This is a genomic window from Chryseobacterium sp. HNCC26DJ240 (assembly GCF_057180485.1).
Window position 1 is genome coordinate 504,472 of record NZ_JBXUGK010000002.1, and the last position, 19,756, is coordinate 524,227.

A 19,756-nucleotide genomic window follows, 5' to 3' on the forward strand; every position below is an offset into this window, starting at 1 on the left:
AAATGATGTCTGATAATTGATACAAGTGAAAAATCATTTATCAATTATCACTGATCATTCATGTTAGTAATCCGCCGGAGCTTCTAAATATAATTGTTTGAATGCTGTATCCAACTGCTCATCGTTCGGAGCTTTACCGTGCCATGCGTGAGTTCCCATCATGTAATCAACTCCGTTACCCATCTGAGTGTGAAGGATGATTGCCACTGGTTTTCCTTTTCCTGTTTCGGTTTTTGCTCTTTCAAGAATTGCGATCACTGTTTCTAAATCGTTACCGTTTTTCTCTTCCAGAACGGTCCATCCAAAAGCTTCTAATTTTGCGTGAAGATTTCCTAAAGAAAGTACATTGTCTGTGCTTCCGTCAATCTGTTGTCCGTTATAATCGATGGTTGAGATGATATTGTCTACTTTTTTGGCAGCAGCATACATAAGAGCTTCCCAAACCTGACCTTCCTGCAATTCACCGTCACCGTGAAGGGTGTAAACCAAAGAAGAACCACCGTCTAATTTTTTACCCTGAGCAACACCTAAAGCTACAGAGAGTCCCTGTCCCAAAGATCCTGAAGCAATTCTAATTCCTTCCAGACCTTCATGAGTAGTTGGGTGACCCTGTAATCTCGAATCTAATTTTCTGAAAGTCTTCAGCTCTGCAACCGGAAAGAAGCCAAATCTTGCCAAAGTAGAATAGAAAACCGGCGAAATATGTCCGTTTGAAAGGTAGAAGTGATCTTCATTTTTCCCTTCCATGGTGAATGGTAATTTGTAGTTCAAAACCTTACCGTAAAGTGCCGTAAAATACTCTGTACAGCCTAAACTTCCGCCGGGATGTCCTGAATTTACAGCGTGAACCATTCTCAAAATGTCTCTTCTGATTTGTGTTGTAAGAGATTTCAGCTCTTCAATACTTTTACTCATATATTAGGATTTATTATTAGAATTGATTGTATGCGAATTTACAATTTTTTGCCGGCTTACGGAAATTGAAAAATCCGGAGTTTGAGTTCCGGATTTTGGAAAAGATTTTTTATGTATACTAAACCTTGAAGGTTTGAAAACTTAAATTATTGCTTTAATTCCGCAGCCCGACTTGAGTGGAGCTCCTTTTGTAAGCTAGGGAAAAGCTCAGGCACAAAAAAGCGGGAACGGAAGGCGGTTAAGCTGCCCAAACCTAACGAAGTGGTTCGACGAAGTCAAATGAAAAAAATTAAACCACCTTCAAATAATTCTTATTCTTCACCAACCACAGCCCAATAAACGTCAGTAATCCATTGAGAATAATTAATTCCACACCAATTCTGTAATCGGTATTTTCAGTGACGAAATAGTTGATGAGATAGGTGATTACCGGTGCTAAAAGCGTAACCGCCAGAATAGAATATTTTCTAGAAATTTTAAATTTAGTGAAAATTCCAAAGGCAAAAAGTCCTAAAAGTGGTCCGTACGTGTAGCCAGCGATTTCCATGATAAGATAAACAATTGACTTGTCATTCATAGCCTTGAAAACCATGATCAGAATAAAGAAAACCACCGTAAATGTCAAATGGATCTTCATGCGGAGGTGTTTTTTCTGCTTTTCGGTTCTGGTTTTGTCTTCATTTAGATTCAGCAAATCTACACAGTATGAACTGGTAACTGCCGTCAATGCACCATCCGCAGAAGGAAATAAAGCTGAAATCAAACCGATGATGAATATTACAGAGATTGTCATTGGGAAATATCCGTTGAGTGACAGAGCGGGAAACAGGTCGTCACCCATAATATTTTTAACGTTTCCTGCGGCATCTTTAAATCCGAATATATTGGAAACAACTTCTTTTCCGTCAACAATGTTTGTAACTTCAGAATATCCAGCGCCGTTTTGTAAAGCAAAAAGATAGAGTAAACCACCCAAAAATAAGAACGCCAAATTCACAAAAAGTAATGTTCCTGCGAAAGTCAGCATGTTTTTTTTGGAATTTTTCAGGTTGTCTACGGAGATGTTTTTCTGCATCATTTCCTGATCCAAACCTGTCATAGCGATCGTAATGAAGATTCCGCCGAGAATGGTTTTCAGGAAGAATGTTTTGGAATTGGGATCAAAATTGATGAAATGGGTGTAATTTTTCTGCTCTAAAATGGTGTAAGCTTCCCCAAATGAAAGGTTTAAATTGGATAAAATATAAACGATGCACGCAATCAGACTGATGATCATAAATGAAGTCTGCAGCGTGTCTGTAATCACAATGGTTTTTACGCCTCCTTCAAAAGTATATAAAAGCACCATTAATAAAAGCACCAAAGCCGTGACCCAAAACGGGACGCCAAGGCCTTCAAGCAAAAATATCTGTAAAACATTTACCACTAAATACAATCTTGCAGTCGCCCCAATCGCTCTTGAAACAATGAAGAATACTGAACCGATTTTATGTGCTTCCACATTGAATCTTCTTCCTAAATAAGTGTAGATCGATGTCAGATTCATCTTGTAATAGAGTGGGAGAAGTATCGCCGCCACAATGAAATACCCGATGAAAAAGCCAATCACCATCATGTAATATTCAAACCCGCCGAAAATATATTCGCTTCCGGTCATTTTTCCGACCGTACCCGGCACAGAAATGAATGTTACTCCGCTTAAGCTGGTTCCAATCATTCCGAAGGCAACGAGCCACCATTTGCTTTTTTTGTTACCAATGAAAAAAGACTGGTTATCAGAGTTACGGCTGGTGAAGTAGGAAATCACCAAAAGCCCTACAAAATAGACAAATACAAACAGTAAAAGTACAGTTCCCGGATTCATGCTTTAAATTAAATTTCAGCAAATATAGTTTTTTTTAAGAAGCGGGAAGATGGAAGATGGAAGATGGAAGATGGAAGATGGGAGATGGGAGATGGGAGATGGGAGATGGAAGAGGGAAGAGGGATGAAGGAAGGTGGAAGATTTCTAAAGTTGATTTCGGAAGCCAATCATCATATTGGTTAAGTTATAGCTGTCAGAATACAATTTCTGAAAATTTTCTTCAGAGATGTAATTTCGGTTTTTTGCTTTGTACAGACAGGTGACGACTTCGGCGCAAGAGCGGATGGAATAACCAATAAATTTTTTAAATTCTGGTTTTGATTGAAGTATCGATCCTTCAGAGATATTGAGAGCAATTGAATCAACTGCTCTCCTTATCTGACTTGTGAGATTAAATTTTTCGTCTGATGGAAAGTGAATTGTAGTTTGAAAGATAGTTTCTCCCAATTCCATTGATTTTTGCCAAATAATCAGCTTTTCAAATTTGAAACTCATTTTAATTTTATTTATTGTAAAACTTGTATAAATTCATAGACTTCCATCTCCCATCTCCCAACTTCCATCTTCCCTCTCCTAAAGTACATCCTGCAAATCCTCATTCTTTTGAAACGTTGCTTTTGCAAACGGGCAGAGAGGAATGATTTTTTTGCTGTTTTCTCTTGCGAATTCAACTGCTTTGATGAGCATTTCCTTTCCAACGCCTTTTCCGTTGTAGGCTTCTTCCACCTCGGTGTGATCGATGATGAAGCGGTCTTCACCGGCCCATGTATAGGTCATTAATCCGGCTTTTTTTCCGTCTATTGAAGCTTCGAAGCTTCCGTGTTTTTTGTCGTCGTTTTGTTTTACTTCTATCATATTATGAAAATTTGGTTTGAATATCTATTTCGTTGAGTAATATTTTGTGTACCGGACAGGCATCTGCGATGGCATGAAGTCTTTTCAGTTGATCTTCGTTTACATTGCCACCTTCAAAACTAATATTTCTTTTAAAAACGGCCAATTTTGTAAGGGGAAAATTTTCCAGTTCTACTTCTACGTCTATGTTTTCGATGTCCCATTCTTTTCGGTCGATATACATTCTCAAAGTCGCTGCGGTACAGCTCGCCAAAGAGGTTGCGAGAATTTCAAAAGGATTAAAACCTTTGTTTTGTCCGCCCTTGTCGATGGGTTCGTCGGTGATAAGGGTATTTTCACCAGCGATTACTTGTGTGTAATACTTTGTTTTGCCTAAGCTTGCTTTTACGGTTACAGACATGTTTATAAGTAATGAGTTATGGGTAATGAGTAATTATAATTATGATTGATGATTTATAATTGATGTTTGATGAAAGTCTTCCGCAGATTTCACAAATTTCTCTGATTAAGAAAATCTTTGATTTTCAATCTTATGTGTTCTGAAATATGCGCAATAATTTTAATAAAAAACTTTGTGACTTATGTGTCAAAGCTTTTGTGGTTAAAAATTATCCAATCTGCGTTTTAAAACTTTCAATTTTTTCATTCAAATCTTTGAGCATTTCAGGATTGATGACACCGCTTTCCAAATCAAAGTTTTCGTAAAATTTTGAAAGTGAAAACGTTTCTTTGATTTCTGCTCCAAAGTTTGGAAAGAACGTTTTTGCAGTGTTCATCACATTTCCGCCGCCATAACCACCGGGAGATGTTGACATCAAAAACATCGGTTTATTCTGAAAAACTTTTACATTAATTCTTGAAGACCAGTCAAAAATATTTTTAAACGCCGCTGAATACGAACGGTTGTGCTCTGCAAGCGAGCAGATTATTATATCGCAATCTTCAATTTGCTTTAAAAAATTGTGTGCTTCTTCAGGAAAACCATTTTTCTCACGGTCTACCGAAAAAACGGGCATGTCGAAGTCATTAAGATCTATTAGATTGATTTCATCCTCAGGAAAACTTTTCAGAACAAACTTCACAAGCTCCCTGTTGATCGATGTGGAAGAATTGCTTCCGGCAAATGCTAATATTTTCATCAGTTATTTTATTTGATTCTTTTGTTTGAATTACGTAAATATAGAAAAATTGATTTAAAGTTGTCTGCAAACGAATATTACGCTTTTAAGAAATATTTCTATAATTCATTATTTTTAAATTCTGATTAATGATAAATATTAATCATTGAAATTTCGGAAACAATATATAAATATGTAAAGTTTTTAAATTATCAATTTTATTTAAAATAAATACAAATATTGCTTATTATAATAGTTTTTGTTTATTTTTATTAAATTATTCATAATTAATTCTATATTTGTGTCGATTTTAAATATTATATTTTATGAAAAAAATTATTTTATCATTAGGTGCTGTTGCACTAATCAGCATGACATCATGTGAAAAGAAAGAAGCTACAAAAACGGACACTACACCGACAGAAAATACAGCTTCTACGAACGACACGGCGACTAACAACACTGCATCAACAGATGCTCCAAAAACTGTGATGGGAGTTGAGGTTCCAAAATTCAGCAATCCTGAGGCACAAAAATTTGCGGACGAATATGCTACGTTTATGGCTGAAGCAACTGAAGTTTCTAAATCCGGAGATGCTGCAAAAATGCAGGAATTCAGTAAAAAAACTCAGGAGTGGGCTACAAAGCAGGCGGAAATGGCGTCAAAAATGACTCCTGAAGATGCAAAATTGTGGTCTGATTTCGCAATGAAACTATCTCAGGCTCAAATGCCAAAATAACTTTTGATTTCAAAACAAAATCCTGAGCCACTTTGCAGAAAAGTGGCTTTTTCAACTTTATTTTCTGTTCAAAATAGCCTTAGGCAGCGGCACAAATTCCTTGTCGTCTCCCGGAACCAAAGGAAATGCATCGTAATTCTGATCTTGCCAGTTCACTTTTGCCTCTTCAATTTTTTCCCTGTCTGAATGCACAAAGTTCCAGAAAATATGTCTTTCTTCAGGAAATGGTTCTCCTCCAAAAAGATAAATCGTGGTATTTTCGTTGATTTCAAATTCACAGAGCGAAGCATTTTTGGCGATTAACAACTGTTTCGTTCCATATTCCTGTCCTTCGATATTCACTGTGCCTTCCAAAACATACATTCCCACTTCGCCGAAAAGATGTTGTCCGATATTGAGTTTCTGTTTGGTTTTACTTTTTATTTCAACAAAATATAATGGACTGTGAACTGGAACTGCAGATTTTTTTCCGAAAGCCTCGCCGGCAATCAGTTTGTAATCTGTGTCTCCTTCCGTCCATGATGGTATTTCATCTGCTTCGATGTGGAAAAATGAGGGTTCGGTGTCTTCCATTTCTTTAGGTAATCCAATCCAGATCTGGAAACCGTGTAGAAACTGCGGTGAATTTCTCAGATATTCAGGAGTTCTTTCCGAATGAACAACGCCTTTTCCTGAAGTCATCCAGTTGACGGCTCCGGGCTTTATTTCAGTAGCAGAACCAAGGCTGTCGCGGTGAAAAATCGAACCTTCGAAAAGATAAGTCAATGTGGATAGTCCGATGTGAGGGTGTGGAGGAACGTCAAGATTTTGGTAATCTTTGAGTTCTGCCGGTCCCATGTGATCAATAAAAACAAAAGGTCCAACGGCTCTTTTTTCACGAAAAGGCAAAAGTCTGCCCACTAAAAAATTGCCTATGTCTGCAGCTCTTTCTTCTACAATCAGGCCTATATTTGACATCATACTATTTGAGTTTAGTTTAAATTTAATTGAAGTTTTAGAAATAAATATAGTTGTTTTTCAACTTACATCACAAAAGATTTTGCGTAGCAACAAAGAATTAAAGCTTGTTGTAGCTTTCAAATCTCTCATCAACAATGCGTTTCCAACCGTTATTTTTTTTAATAAACGCAAAAACGTACGGACAGAAAGGAAGTAGTTTTTTACCGCTTTCTTCAATATAGATCAAAGTTTTTTCAACAACTGCGGCGGCGGCTCCGGTTCCGGCCAGTTCGGGTTCGGCTTCTGTGTGAATCAAGGCGATTTGCTGACTTGTTTCTTTGTAATCGATAAATGCGAAGTGACCGTTAAATTCGATTTCGAATCTTTTTTTCTCTTCATTTTTTACTAAGTCAATGTTGTCAAATTCTGCTTTCATAATTTTATTTTTTCATTAAAACAAAGCTATGCATTGATTAGAAATCTGACGTTGATGTGTGATAAGTTTTAAATTTAAATAAAATTTTACTCTTTTGAATTCATATTTCTGCCATCGGAAACGTGAAGTCTTCTGAAAACCAAACTTGAGAGAATTGTTAAAGCTCCCACTGTAAGGAAAGTGTAGCGGAAAGCGTTGTGGGTTTCGTGGCGAATAAGTTCGGGGCTGTTTTCAAAAATCTTTAAAACAATGAGTCCAAATGCAATCCCAAATCCGATGGCCAGCTGCTGATTTACCGAAATTAAAGAATTCCCGCTGCTGGTCTGGAAATTCCGTAAATCGGCGATGGAAATTGTATTCATCGATGTAAACTGTATCGAATTGAAAAATCCTAAAATCGCTATCACCGGAACAAACCAGTAAATCGAAGTATGAATATCCGGAATGGCAAGAAAACAGATCAGCATTCCGATGATGAAAGTATTGACCATTAAAGTTCGCTTGTAGCCGAATTTGTTTAAAATTTTAATGACAGAAGATTTACCAAACATAGCTGTGAGTGCCATCGGAGCGATAATCCAGCCGGAAATAACGGCGGACTGACCGTACGCAATCTGAATCATCAAAGGAAGTAACAAAGGAACCGAGCTGATTCCCAGTCTTGTGGCAAGATTTCCTATAATTCCAACACGAAATGTCCGAACCTGAAATAAACTCAGAGGGAAAATAGGATTGTTCCCTCTTTTGGCGTGGCGGTAATAATAGTAGAGGAATAAAAATCCTAAAATGAAAACCAGAAGAACAGGCGTGATGTTCTGTATATCACCAAACAATTCCAGTGAAACTGAGAGCAGGAGAGAGGCTGCCGCAAAAATCATAAAGCCTTTTAAATCGAAATCGGTTTCCCTTGAATTGTAATTCGGCATATATTTTAAACCTAAAACAATTCCTAAAGCCCCAATCGGAATGTTGATGAGAAAAATCCAGTGCCACGAAAGGTAATCGACCATATAACCTCCGACCAATGGGCCTAAAACCGGTCCAATCAATGCGGGAACAATTGCAAAATTCATGGCTTTGAGCAGTTCATTCCGGTTGAAAGTTTTAATTAAAGCTAACTTTCCAACTGGTGTCATCAGGCTTCCGCCAACTCCCTGAATCACTCTCGAAATCACTAAATGCGTAAGGTTCTGCGAAAGTGCACAAAATACAGACCCCAAACTAAAAAGTACCAAAGCAAAAATAAAAACCCTTCTCGTTCCAAAACGGTCTGCCAAAAATCCGCTTGCAGGCATGAAAACTGCCAGCGTCAGGACGTAACTGATAATTGCATTCTGCATATTCAACGGAGATTCGTTTAAATCTCTGGCAATGGATGGCAGGGAAGTATTAAGAATGGTAGAATCCAGCATCTGCATGAAGATGGCAGTTGCTAAAATTAAAGGAAGAACTTTTTTTACGGTTTGTCGGGGAGAGGTGGTTGTCGGCATATTTTAAAAGTAATTGTAGATGCAATTTTAAAACCATCCACTTTTAGATGCAAAAAGTCCTGTGATTTCTCACAGGACTTTTAAATTTTATTTTCTAACTTTTTCAACGCCGATCCAGTCTTCGCCTTCTCTTTTCACCTGACTTAGGGTGTAGTTTTCGAAGTCGTCGGTTTTGTACTCGATATTATCTTTGTTTTGCTCAAACGGCATGATATAGTAGAAATCTTTATCTGTTTTATCTGCCTTGCTACCTTTTTTCATCGTCGGCATATATTTGGTCTCAAATTTATACTTGGGAAGATACTGTTTTACTGAAGCGTAGAAAGATTTGTTCCCCTTTTCGTTCGGGATGATGTCTACAATTTTGAAATCGTCTTTTTTCTTGTTGATCCACAAGTAGTAGTTTTTTTCTTCTCCCGTCATTCTGTTTCGAGATGTAAATCCGAAGAATTCTTTAGGAACCAGTTCCTTGATTTTTTCAGGATCAACTTTTGTCCAGTATGCACCTTTCGAAGGATCTACATACGTTTCAAGGTTTAGAAGTAAAACCTGATTATTTGTGAAGTTCTTGTTTTTAAAGTATTGATCTAAAGAAAGTTCTGCTTTGTCTCTGATTTCTTTCCCCTGATCGTCAATTTTCTTTGTAGGATTCTGAGGGTTTACCTTTTTTACGAATTCATATAAAACCACAGGTTTTACATCTTTAAGGTGAGGATAAGTTTTAAGCTGCTCTGCCTTTACCAGCCAGTAATACTGCTGATAATAGTCTTCTTTTTCCTTATCTTTTACAGTTTTATACTGGAGAGCGAGTTTCTTTGAATTCAGGAATTTTCCAAATTTACCCTGTCCGAAAGCCATACCCACAGCCAACAAAGCAAACAAAACACTTACTTTTCTTTTCATTACAAACACAGATTATAGATATAAATATTTTTTAACTTTTCAAATATAATTATTTATTAGATAATAAGTTTAATATTTAGTTAAATTATCAAAATATTCTTCATTTCATTCAAAAAAACTTTAGAAAGAATATAAACTGAAATATTTTAAGCAAAATTTAAAACAAATTATATTGCAGGTTCCTGTTGGCTCAAACAATGAAAGCTTCCTAATCCCCAGATTATCTCCGTAGAATCTATTCCCACCACTTTTCTTTCCGGAAAACATTTTTGAATAATCTCCAAAGCCACAGGATCTTTGTCACAACGGTAAGTCGGAACAATCACATGATGATTTGAGATATAAAAATTAGCATATGAAGCAGGAAGTCTCTGATCTTCCCAAATTACGGGATCAGGCATTGGAAGTTCAATAATATTCAAAGGAGTTCCGTCCAGAAGCTTCATTTCTTTAAGCTGACGGAGATTGGTTTGAAGAATTTCATAATTGTCATCTTCAGGATTGTCTTCTACAACGGTAAGAACGGTGTTTTCGTTAACGAATCTGATGGTGTCATCGATGTGACCATCGGTATCGTCGCCAACAATTCCGTCTTCTACCCAAAGAATCTGTTCCTGTCCGTAATAATTTTTCAGATACTCTTCAATTTCTTCCTGAGAAAGATGAGGGTTTCGGTTTTTATTTAAAAGACATGATTTTGAAGTCAGAATAGTTCCTTTCCCGTTAAATTCTACGCTTCCGCCTTCCATAACGATTCCGGGATGAAAAACAGGGATTTCAAATTCCTCCCCGATTTTGGTTGGAATCACATCATCAAGATCAAATGGCGGATACTTGTTTCCCCACGCATTGTAACCCCAGTCCACAATTACTTTTTGCTCTTCCGCGTTTGAATTCACCAAAAAAGCAGGACCGTGATCTCTGCACCAGGCATCGTTGGTCTCGTTTTGGTAAAATTCAATGTTTTCAATATTTGCTCCGGCCTGCATTACACAATCCATCGCAAATTTCTGCATTTCATCATCCTTCACGTTGATTCTTACAAACTCATCCTGAGATAATATTTTGATGAATTCAGAATATTTAGGATAAATTTCATCCAGTTTTCCCGGCCACGATTCTTCTTTGTGAGGCCAGCTCAGCCATGTTGCTTCATGTGGTTCCCATTCTGCCGGGAATCTGTAGCCAAGTTGCTTCGGGGTATTTTTATTACTATTTTTTTCGATATTCATTTTAATTTATTTAAAAATGGAAGATTAGTTTTTGCTGAAATTCTTCAGTTCGTTTTCTATTTCTTCTATTGTTGGAAGGCTGTTTTTTAAGGCATCGGGTAATTTTTCCACAAAACTGATTTCACTGATGCCAATAGGATTTGTGATTCCTCTTAAAGCAAATTCAGCTTCAATATTGTCTTTGTCTTTGCAAAGAAGAATGCCGATTGTGGGGTTGTCTTCAGCTTCTTTTACCAAACTGTCTACAGCTGAAAGATAGAAATTTAGTTTTCCTGTAAATTCAGGTTTAAATGCTGTATTTTTCAACTCGATAACGATGTAGCATTTTAATTTTGTATGATAAAAAAGAAGATCAAGATAATAGTCTTTTTTTGAAACTTCCAAATGATATTGCGAACCAATAAATGCAAAACCTTTTCCCAACTCCAGTAGAAATTTGGCAATATGCTGTATGAGTTGGTTTTCAATATCTCTTTCTTTGATATTTTGGTCGAAACTCAAAAAGCTGAAAATATAAGGATCTTTTAAAGTCTGATTGGCTAAATCTGATAGAGGTTTTGGTAAAGTATTTTCAAAATTATTAACAGATTTTCCCTGTCTTTCGATTAATTTTGTTTTAATCTGAACGTCCAGAACATCGCGACTCCAATTATTTTCTATGCATTTATTAGCATACCAAAATCTTAAATTCGGATCTTTTATTTTCTCAATCAGAAGAATATTGTGTCCCCAAGGTAATTTTGCAACAGCCTGTTGCAAAATTGCAATGTCTTGATATTCACGTGCAAATTTAAGCATGTAGCCAAGATTTCTTTCAGAAAAACCTTTCAGATTGGGAAATTCAGATTTTAAATCTTTTGCCAACTGAGGAATTACGCCAGAAGACCAGCCCTGCTCGTTTTGTTTTTGGGCAATATCGTTTCCGATATTCCAGTATAATGTTATCATTTCAGCATTTACAGACAAGGCAGCTTTCAGCTGAGAACTCAGAATTCTCTGCTTAATTTCTGTCAGTAGATGTGGGTAAATGCTGTCTTTCATTCAGATTTAATATAAATTATATTAATCTTCGTCAATAAATCTTTTGGTAATCGGGTGATAGCTGTCAATTCTTCTGTCTCTTAAGAAAGGCCAGTGTTTGCGGATGTAATCGGTTTGTGCAAGATCAAGTTCGGTCACTTCCACCTCTTCTTTATCATGAGATCCTAAATACAAAAGTTTACCCTGTGCATTAGTCACGAAACTTCCGCCCCAGAATTTCATTGCGCCATCCTGTTCGAATCCAACTCTGTTGACAGAAACCACCGGAACGCCGTTGGCAACTGAATGCGAGCGCTGAATCGTCTGCCATGAATTGTATTGGTCTGCATTGGTTTCTTCATCCTGATCTGTTGCCCAGCCGATTGCAGTAGGGTAAAACATGATTTCAGCTCCCATCAAAGCAGTAATTCTTGAAGCCTCCGGATACCATTGATCCCAGCAAATCAAGACACCGATTTTGGCAAATTTAGTCTGGAAAACTTTATATCCTAAATCTCCCGGTGTGAAGTAAAACTTTTCGTAAAAAGCAGGATCATCAGGGATATGCATTTTTCGGTATTTACCTAGATAAGTTCCGTCTGCATCGATGATAGCGGTGGTATTGTGATATAAACCGTGCGTTCTCTTTTCGAATAATGATGCGATGATGACAACACCTAATTCTTTTGCAATTGGAGAAAGTGCTTCCGTGGAAGGCCCGGGAATAGCTTCAGCCAAATCAAAATTATCGTAATCTTCTACGTCGCAGAAATATAATGAAGTAAATAATTCCTGCAGGCAAACGATTTGAGCGCCTTTTGCTGCTGCTTCACGTACTTTTTCTATGGCTTTATTGAGGTTGGTCTGCTTGTCTGCAACGCAAGACATTTGTACAGTTCCGACTTTTACTTTAGACATTGGGTTCTTTTTTTTACAAAATTAAGGTTTAAAAAACAGAATAAAAAAATCCCGCAAAGAAAATTCACGGGAAATCAATTATTTAATTGTTAAATTTTAGTAAGAATCATCGTGCACCGAAATGACTGCTCTTCCGCTCGGATCATTCATTTTTTTGAATGCTTCATCCCATTCCAAAGCGATAGGAGTGGAGCAAGCCACTGAAGGCACAGACGGCACAGTTGCTGCTGCAGTTTCGCTTGGGAAATGTTCTTCAAAAATAGTTCTGTAGCGGTATTCTTCTTTGTTTTGAGGAGTATTTAAAGGAAATCTGAATTTCGCATTGGTCATCATTTCATCTGAAACATATTTCTCAGCAATTTCTTTTAAATTGTCAATCCACGAATAACCAACGCCATCTGAGAACTGTTCTTTCTGTCTCCATGCGATAGATTCAGGTAAAAGATCTTCAAATGCTTTTCTGAGAACCCATTTTTCAATCTTTCCTTCAGATTTTTTAATCATTTTGTCTGCAGGATTTACATTCATGGCAACATCCATAAATTCTTTATCCAAAAACGGAACTCTACCTTCAATTCCCCAGCTCATCAAAGCTTTATTGGCTCTCAAACAGTCATACAAATGAAGTTTATTGAGTTTTCTTACCGTTTCATCATGAAATTCTTTTGCATTTGGCGCTTTATGGAAATATAAATATCCGCCAAACAATTCATCAGATCCTTCACCAGATAAAACCATTTTAATTCCCATCGATTTAATCACTCTTGCAAGCAAATACATTGGGGTAGAAGCTCGGATCGTTGTCACATCATAGGTTTCCAAATGATAAATCACATCTCTTACAGCATCAACACCTTCCTGAACGGTGAAATGAACCTCGTGATGAACACTTCCGATGTGGTCTGCAGCTTTTCTTGCTGCTTCAAGATCCGGTGAGCCTACCAATCCAACTGCAAAACTGTGCAATCTCGGGTACCATGCTTCCTGAGTGTCTCCGCTTTCAACTCTTTGTCTGGCATATTTCGCCGTAACCGCAGAAATAATGGATGAATCTAAACCGCCGGAAAGCAAAACACCGTAAGGAACATCACTCATCAACTGTCTGTGAACTGCCTCTTCAAGGCTTTTTCTGATGGCGGCAATGTCTGTCTCATTGTCTTTCACAGCATCAAAATCTACCCAGTTTCTTGTGTACCATTGTTGAAGTTCTGAACCTTCAAGACTGAAAACATAGTGACCCGGCAAAAAAGTTTCTATGGTTTTACAAACGCCTTCCAAAGCTTTGAGCTCGGATGCTACATAATAATTTCCGTTTTTGTCCCAACCTTGATACAGCGGGCAAATTCCCATGTGATCTCGGGCAATTAAATAAACATCGTTTTTGATGTCATATAAAGAGAAGGCGAAAATTCCATTCAGTTTTTCGATGAAATCTTTGCCGTATTTTTCGTATAAAGCGATTATGACTTCGCAATCTGATTCAGTTTGAAACTCGTAATCTGGAAATTCGGTTTTCAGTTCTCTGTGATTATAAATTTCTCCGTTTACTGCCAAAACAATATTTCTGTCTTTTGAAAATAAAGGTTGTTTTCCTGAGGTAGGATCTACGATTGCCAGTCTTTCGTGAGAGAAAACTACTTTTTCACTTTGAAACACTCCGCTCCAGTCTGGACCTCGGTGACGAATTTTTTTTGACATCTCCAAAACCTGTGGTCTCAGGATTTCTGTGTTTTGTTTAGCATCAAACAGACATACAATTCCGCACATATTTTATTTATTTAAGACAAAAATAGAATTATAATTAATTTTTATCAAATTAAATTGTAGATTGCTTAATATTTTTAACTAAATAATTTCGTTCAGTTAATTAAATTAATTTTATCAATTATTTTTTGTACATTTGGTTAAAATTTTTCATAAAGAAGCATTGAAAGCTGTAAAATGCTCGGAAATTAAAACTTTTTAAAAAATAATGGTAATTGGGTATTGGTGATATGAAAAAAAATCACGTACTTTGAACCGAAATAATTTTTTTTCATCATTTGTGTTTTTACCTTCTTGCAAGTCAATTGCAAGGAGGTTTTGTTTTTTTAGCCCTCACCCAAAAGAACAGCCGAAACGTTCCACGCGCTAAAGCTGCTTCCTTCTGAAGCACCCTGAGGAATCTTAACCTGAATGCGGTGTTTGCCTGCTTTTAAATTTCCTATTTCAATAAACTGAGGATTCGTGACAGTTCCAGGGCACCAGTTTGAGCGACTCAAATCTGAGGAAGAAAGACCATCTGCAAAATTACCGGAAGCAGGATTGAAAAGTCTGTAAGAACCACATTCTGACCTCCACGGAATGAATGAAAAAATTGGTTTTCCATCAACCAGAATTGTGTTGGTTTTTGGTAGGAATTCGTCGCCATTTTCCCATCCTCCATGTCCGGTTGTTATGTATCGCATGGTAATATTTTTAATTTCTCTATCAAGGGTGAATTCCATTTCAAGACCTTTTTCACTGCTGAACATCGTGGCATAATCCTGACCAGCCATTTCCATGATATTGATGGTACTGAAAACCGGGATCACCATATTGTTTTTGTGAACCTGCTGCGAACTTTTGTGAATCGTAATGTCTAAACTTAGTTTGTGACCGCCTTTGTCGTAGTTCCCGATAAAAGTTCCTACCCAGATTTCTTTTTCGGAAAGTGCAGGTTTTAACTCAGTGATATCCTGGCGAAACGGGCTTACTGTTTGCCAAACCTTATCTTTCAATTGAATGTGGTTAAATTTATTGATTCCAAAAGACGTGAAAAAGCGCATCATTTCAACTGCCGGAAGATAATTCTCTGTTGCTGTTACGCCGTAATATTGTTTCCCATTTCCGTTTTCGAACAGTGGAAGCGTTTTTACTCCATTTTGAAGTCCGTCGAAAAAACTTTGTTTTTTATCTTCAGGAATGTAGAAAACCGTTCCGGTTCTGTCGTAGGCATCGCCGTTTGATTGCTGTTTTACTTCCACAAAAATATTTTCACCTTCCGTTATTTTAGGGAACTTTACTTTCTTTAAAATAATTGTTCCATTGGCAAATCTTTTAATACTATCATTTGATTTAGATTCTTCTGAAAAATTGATTATTTCATTTTCAAAAACTTTTATCGTGGTAAATTTACTTCTCCACAGCAAATCTCTGTAACTCAGAAAGTCGGTTTTTGAAGGTTCTTTATTGATAATTTTTTCAATGCCTGCTTTCTTTATTTTTTTAATGGAAACTGCGGTTGTTGCTGAGTTTCCGTTTCTTTCAATTTGAAGAACCAATCCCAAATTCTGTCCAAGACTTGATGGTCCGCCTTTCAGTTTTAAATCGGTGGTGTACCAGACTTCGATAGTGTTTGAATTGATTTTTGTGATTGCTTTTTTACAGTTGTAGCCAAGGATTTTTTTGGTTTCTGAAGTCATTTCAAATTCCTGTTTAGCAATAGATTCAGAATCTGAAGTTGAAACGATTTTATTTGAGTTTAAAAATCCATAAGAGACAATCGTGTTGCTTGGTTTTTCGATTTTACTGATTTCAAAAGGAAATTCTGTCTTTTGATTTTTAATATTGGTGTTTAAAATATAATTTTCTGTTTCGCTTATCCACGCCACAGTTTTGGGCTGATCAGATTGTACTTTTCCGTTGTAAGAACTTTCATACTCAATTTCATAAGTTTGAGCCTGATTTAAAATGGTTAAAAGTAAAAAACAAAATAAGAGAATTGATTTTTGCATGATGTATTGATGGTTTTTACAAAGATAATTTTTAAGTCTAATATTTCAATTCACTTCAGTAGATTTACCTTTTAAAATATATAATCTAAAGTTTCTTTATAAATTAAACTAAAAACATGAAGTCGATTTGTTCCTTGATTATTTTACTGATTTTCTCAAACTCTTTTTCAGCACATAAGGATAAAGTTATAATTAAAAATTATGGAAATGTAAAAACACTGTACAGCTCTGAGTTTAATTTTGGTGAGAGAATTGTTTCGGCTGAAGAACTTAAAATGAAGATTTTGGGTGAACTAACAAGAAAATTGTCAGAAAAAATGGGTTTTCAAGATACAATCATGCTTGAAAGAAAAACATTTTTATATCCCAACAAAAATGATATTTATATAATTGAAAAGAATGATATCAATTATAAATTCTTAAAGTTTAATGATAATTATACAGAAATGAAAGGTGGAAGTGGAATTGCATTAAGAATTTTGAGTCCAAAAGTTGATGTTGAAAATGTGCTAAAATTGGTTGAATTTGCTATTAAAAATAGAAGTCGGCTAAAAAGATATTTAATTAAAACAGATTACTATTTTGATGAAGAAGTTAAAATTCCAATATCAGCGAACCCTCCAAAGCTTATTACAGAAATAATATCAAAAGAATCTGTTTTAGTAAAAGAATTAATACAATATGACTTTTTACTTTTTAAAGATGATGATCAAATGATTTCGTGGGTAAATAATGAATTTTCTTTTAAAATGAATTTAGAAAGGTTCAAACCTGAAAATGTTTACAAAGATTTATGGAAAGATGAATTGAGGGTGAGAGACTTTAAATATTATATTCAATCTGATACTTATAATTTTTTCGTTGTCTTCATAAATGAAAATTTGTTCAGTTTTTTTGATGGAAATGATAATAATAAAGCGAATAGTATTGAGATTGATGGTAATAGTAATTTTTATCCGTTTGTCATTTCACGCGAAAAAATAAATAACAAAATAATCATTTACAACCGAGATAATTTTTTCATCTACGACATCTACAAAAAGACACTGCAAAAAATAGATTAAAAGATTTTTAAAACCATGTAATAAAACTTCTATTCCTGTTGTCTTACTTTCAAACTCAAATTTAATGCAAAGATTTTTTGTACTGTTGATGATGCTTTGCGCATCGTTTATTTTTTCACAAACCGTTGAAGGAAATATTATTCTAAAAGACAAAAAACCTGTTTCTTATGCCGAAATTATTCTTAAAAAAAATCAGCAGAAATTTACTGCGATTACGGATGAAAAAGGTCATTTTAAATTTCAGGTAAAAGAAAAAGGCGATTATAATTTTGAAATTTTTAATGAGGGCGAGCTTGTTTTTTCCGAAGTTTTAAAAATTGAAGATGATATTTTTAAGAATTTTGAAATTGATAACAATCAGAACAAATCGAATATTCAAGAGAAGAAGATTGAAGGTGTTGTGGTTACTGCAAAAAAGAAAGTCATCGAAAGAAGGGTAGACCGTCTTATTTTTAATGTCGAAAATTCAATCGCCTCACAAGGACTTGATGCGGTGGAAGCTTTAGCGAAAACTCCGATGCTTCGCGCCACCGATAAAAGCATCAGTATTGCCGGAAAAAGTGGTGTTGCTGTGATGATCAACGACAGATTGCTGAATATTTCGGGAGAAGAACTCATCAATTATCTTAAAAATCTAAGATCAGATGATATTCAGAAAATTGAAGTCATCACAACTCCGCCTGCAAAATATGAAGCTCAGGGGAAAAGCGGCCTCATTAATATTGTTCTCAAAAAAAATACAAGTTTAGGATGGAATGTTTCCTTACAGTCGAGTCTTAAAAACCTATATTGGAATGTGCCGTCGGTTTCCACAAGATATGGTGCAACAGTTAATTATCAAGGTAAAAAACTCTCTGCGTCTGCAAGTTTCACCGACGGAAATTTCTTCTGGCGGGGCAGAGCGTACGAATACAGTTCAGGAAACGAAAGTTACTGGAATACAAATAGTTTTTTCTTTAATAATTTGCGAAACAAAAGCACAGACTGGAAACTGGAGTATAAACTGACGGACAAAAGCACGATAGGAGGGAGTTACAACTACTTTTTTGCCAATCCCGTGGAGACGGTGAAAAACAATTCAAGTATAAAAGATGAATCAGGCGAAAGAGGTTTCACTTCTGATGCAGTGGCGCTCAATCATCGGAATAATCATTATGCGACGCTGTTTTATGATGTGAAAATCGACAGTTTGGGAAGTAAATTGAGCGTTTCCGGGAATTTAATTTCAAATAATGCCAATGCCGATGATTATTATAATACACAAGCTGATCAGTTGGTTTCAACTTACATCAATCCGATAAATCAATACAGAATTTACTCCGGGCAGGCGGATCTGGAGAAGAATTTTAAAAAACTGAAAACAGAATCCGGTTTGAAGTTTACCAAAATTAAAAATGATTCTTATTTTAATTATTATGACTTGAATAATGGAGTTCCAACCATGAATTTCAATCAAAGTAACAACTTTTTCTACGATGAAAATAATTACGCGGCCTACATTTCCGGAAACTATGAAATTTCAGAAAAATGGAGTGCCAAAGCGGGTTTAAGATATGAATTTACAGAATTGACAGGTGTTTCTCCCAACGAAAATTTAACCACCAAAAATCATTACGGAAAATTCTTCCCGACGGCTTACATCAGCTATAAAACCAATGAGAATAATGTTTTTTCTTTAAATTATTCAAAGCGAATCAACCGACCGTCGTTCAGAGATTTAAATCCTTTCCGATACATCAGTTCGGCTTTTGAGTACTCAAGTGGAAACCCTCTTTTAAAACCATCATTTACAGATAATGTGGAATTCAGTTATGTTTTCAAAAATAATTTCACACTTACAGCATTCCATAATTACAGCAAAAACGATTGGGACAGACTGCAAAGAATCGATAATGGAATGAAATACACCATCATTTACAATTTTTACAATCAAAACCAAACCGGAGTAAGTTTGAGTTACAATTACACCAAAAAAAGCTGGCTGGAATCCAATGTTTTTGTGAACGCCTATTATGTCACCTCAAAAACATTTATTGATGATACTGTTCAGATGCCGGGAAGTTATGGTTCAGATTTTAATTGGGACAATACTTTTTTCCTTAACAAATCCAAAACTGTTTCGTTCACGCTCGGAGCATGGGGAAATATTCCTTATAAAGAGGGCAATACTTCGTTCAAAGGTGTTGCTTCGGTTTATTCAGGTTTAAAATTAAATTTAATGGAGAAAAAACTGACGCTCAATCTTTTGATGAACGATATTCTGAATACCGAAAGAGAAAAAGGAACAGAGTTTTATCAGAATTTCAGTACTCAGTATTATTTTAAAGGAATAAGCAGAACTTTAAGTTTGTCGGTAGTCTATAAATTCGGGAATAACGATGTGAAAGGTGCTACAAAAGAACTTAAATTTGAAGATCAAAACAGAGCGAAGTAATTGTGTTTCAATAAAAAAAACTGTTTCTGAAGATATATTGTCTTTCAGAAACAGTTTTTTTAACATTTTAATG

At 35.8% G+C, this 19,756-nt stretch carries 18 protein-coding genes; 3 read left to right on the forward strand and 15 right to left on the reverse strand.

Annotated elements, in window-relative coordinates:
- Positions 1–63 precede the first annotated feature (63 nt).
- From AC2A1G_RS05505 to AC2A1G_RS05530, 6 genes are all read right to left on the reverse strand, one after another.
- Positions 64–915 carry a transketolase gene (locus AC2A1G_RS05505; RefSeq protein ID WP_484045930.1) on the reverse strand — a complete coding sequence of 284 codons (852 nt, stop codon included), beginning with the start codon at positions 913–915 and terminating at the stop codon, positions 64–66.
- 289 nt (positions 916–1,204) lie between these two features.
- Positions 1,205–2,779 (reverse strand): sodium:solute symporter, encoded by a 1,575-nt coding sequence (locus tag AC2A1G_RS05510; protein ID WP_484045931.1) that lies wholly within the window; start codon positions 2,777–2,779, stop codon positions 1,205–1,207.
- 144 nt (positions 2,780–2,923) lie between these two features.
- A complete protein-coding gene (locus AC2A1G_RS05515; RefSeq protein WP_484045932.1) occupies positions 2,924–3,274 on the reverse strand; it encodes a four helix bundle protein in 351 nt (116 codons plus the stop codon).
- Positions 3,275–3,352: 78 nt separating this feature from the next.
- Positions 3,353–3,634: a GNAT family N-acetyltransferase gene (locus AC2A1G_RS05520; RefSeq protein ID WP_484045933.1), complete on the reverse strand. Its 282-nt coding sequence runs from the start codon at positions 3,632–3,634 to the stop codon at positions 3,353–3,355.
- Position 3,635: 1 nt separating this feature from the next.
- The gene (locus tag AC2A1G_RS05525) at positions 3,636–4,034 is read right to left on the reverse strand and encodes an OsmC family protein (protein ID WP_484045934.1); all 399 of its coding nucleotides are present in this window, start codon (positions 4,032–4,034) and stop codon (positions 3,636–3,638) included.
- Between the two features lie 208 nt (positions 4,035–4,242).
- A complete protein-coding gene (locus AC2A1G_RS05530) occupies positions 4,243–4,773 on the reverse strand; it encodes an NADPH-dependent FMN reductase (protein ID WP_484045935.1) in 531 nt (176 codons plus the stop codon).
- 305 nt (positions 4,774–5,078) lie between these two features.
- On the opposite strand from AC2A1G_RS05530, the gene AC2A1G_RS05535 reads away from it, so the two are divergent.
- Entirely contained in the window at positions 5,079–5,492 is a 414-nt protein-coding gene (locus AC2A1G_RS05535; protein WP_484045936.1) for a hypothetical protein, read from the forward strand.
- Between the two features lie 57 nt (positions 5,493–5,549).
- On the opposite strand, the gene AC2A1G_RS05540 is transcribed toward AC2A1G_RS05535, so the two are convergent.
- The 9 genes from AC2A1G_RS05540 to AC2A1G_RS05580 form a co-directional block, all read right to left on the reverse strand.
- Positions 5,550–6,449: a pirin family protein gene (locus AC2A1G_RS05540; RefSeq protein WP_262152559.1), complete on the reverse strand. Its 900-nt coding sequence runs from the start codon at positions 6,447–6,449 to the stop codon at positions 5,550–5,552.
- Positions 6,450–6,549: 100 nt separating this feature from the next.
- Positions 6,550–6,867 (reverse strand): GNAT family N-acetyltransferase, encoded by a 318-nt coding sequence (locus tag AC2A1G_RS05545; RefSeq protein WP_484045937.1) that lies wholly within the window; start codon positions 6,865–6,867, stop codon positions 6,550–6,552.
- Positions 6,868–6,953: 86 nt separating this feature from the next.
- Positions 6,954–8,357: an MFS transporter gene (locus AC2A1G_RS05550; RefSeq protein ID WP_484045938.1), complete on the reverse strand. Its 1,404-nt coding sequence runs from the start codon at positions 8,355–8,357 to the stop codon at positions 6,954–6,956.
- 87 nt (positions 8,358–8,444) lie between these two features.
- Complete coding sequence (locus AC2A1G_RS05555; protein WP_484045939.1) at positions 8,445–9,260, reverse strand: hypothetical protein; 816 nt, start codon at positions 9,258–9,260, stop codon at positions 8,445–8,447.
- A gap of 167 nt (positions 9,261–9,427) precedes the next feature.
- Positions 9,428–10,492: an agmatine deiminase family protein gene (locus AC2A1G_RS05560; protein WP_484045940.1), complete on the reverse strand. Its 1,065-nt coding sequence runs from the start codon at positions 10,490–10,492 to the stop codon at positions 9,428–9,430.
- A 24-nt stretch (positions 10,493–10,516) separates the two neighbouring features.
- Positions 10,517–11,533, reverse strand: coding sequence for a PDDEXK nuclease domain-containing protein (locus tag AC2A1G_RS05565; protein ID WP_484045941.1), 1,017 nt, complete (start codon positions 11,531–11,533; stop codon positions 10,517–10,519).
- Between the two features lie 21 nt (positions 11,534–11,554).
- Positions 11,555–12,430 (reverse strand): carbon-nitrogen hydrolase, encoded by an 876-nt coding sequence (locus AC2A1G_RS05570; protein WP_484045942.1) that lies wholly within the window; start codon positions 12,428–12,430, stop codon positions 11,555–11,557.
- A gap of 96 nt (positions 12,431–12,526) precedes the next feature.
- The gene (asnB, locus tag AC2A1G_RS05575) at positions 12,527–14,197 is read right to left on the reverse strand and encodes an asparagine synthase B (RefSeq protein WP_484045943.1); all 1,671 of its coding nucleotides are present in this window, start codon (positions 14,195–14,197) and stop codon (positions 12,527–12,529) included.
- A 323-nt stretch (positions 14,198–14,520) separates the two neighbouring features.
- Positions 14,521–16,185, reverse strand: coding sequence for a GLPGLI family protein (locus AC2A1G_RS05580; RefSeq protein ID WP_484045944.1), 1,665 nt, complete (start codon positions 16,183–16,185; stop codon positions 14,521–14,523).
- 134 nt (positions 16,186–16,319) lie between these two features.
- Between AC2A1G_RS05580 and AC2A1G_RS05585 the strand changes: the two genes are divergently transcribed.
- Both AC2A1G_RS05585 and AC2A1G_RS05590 read left to right on the forward strand, forming a co-directional pair.
- Positions 16,320–17,249 (forward strand): hypothetical protein, encoded by a 930-nt coding sequence (locus tag AC2A1G_RS05585; RefSeq protein WP_484045945.1) that lies wholly within the window; start codon positions 16,320–16,322, stop codon positions 17,247–17,249.
- A gap of 64 nt (positions 17,250–17,313) precedes the next feature.
- Positions 17,314–19,683, forward strand: a complete 2,370-nt coding sequence (locus AC2A1G_RS05590) for a TonB-dependent receptor domain-containing protein (RefSeq protein ID WP_484045946.1) — start codon at positions 17,314–17,316, stop codon at positions 19,681–19,683.
- Positions 19,684–19,756 lie beyond the last annotated feature (73 nt).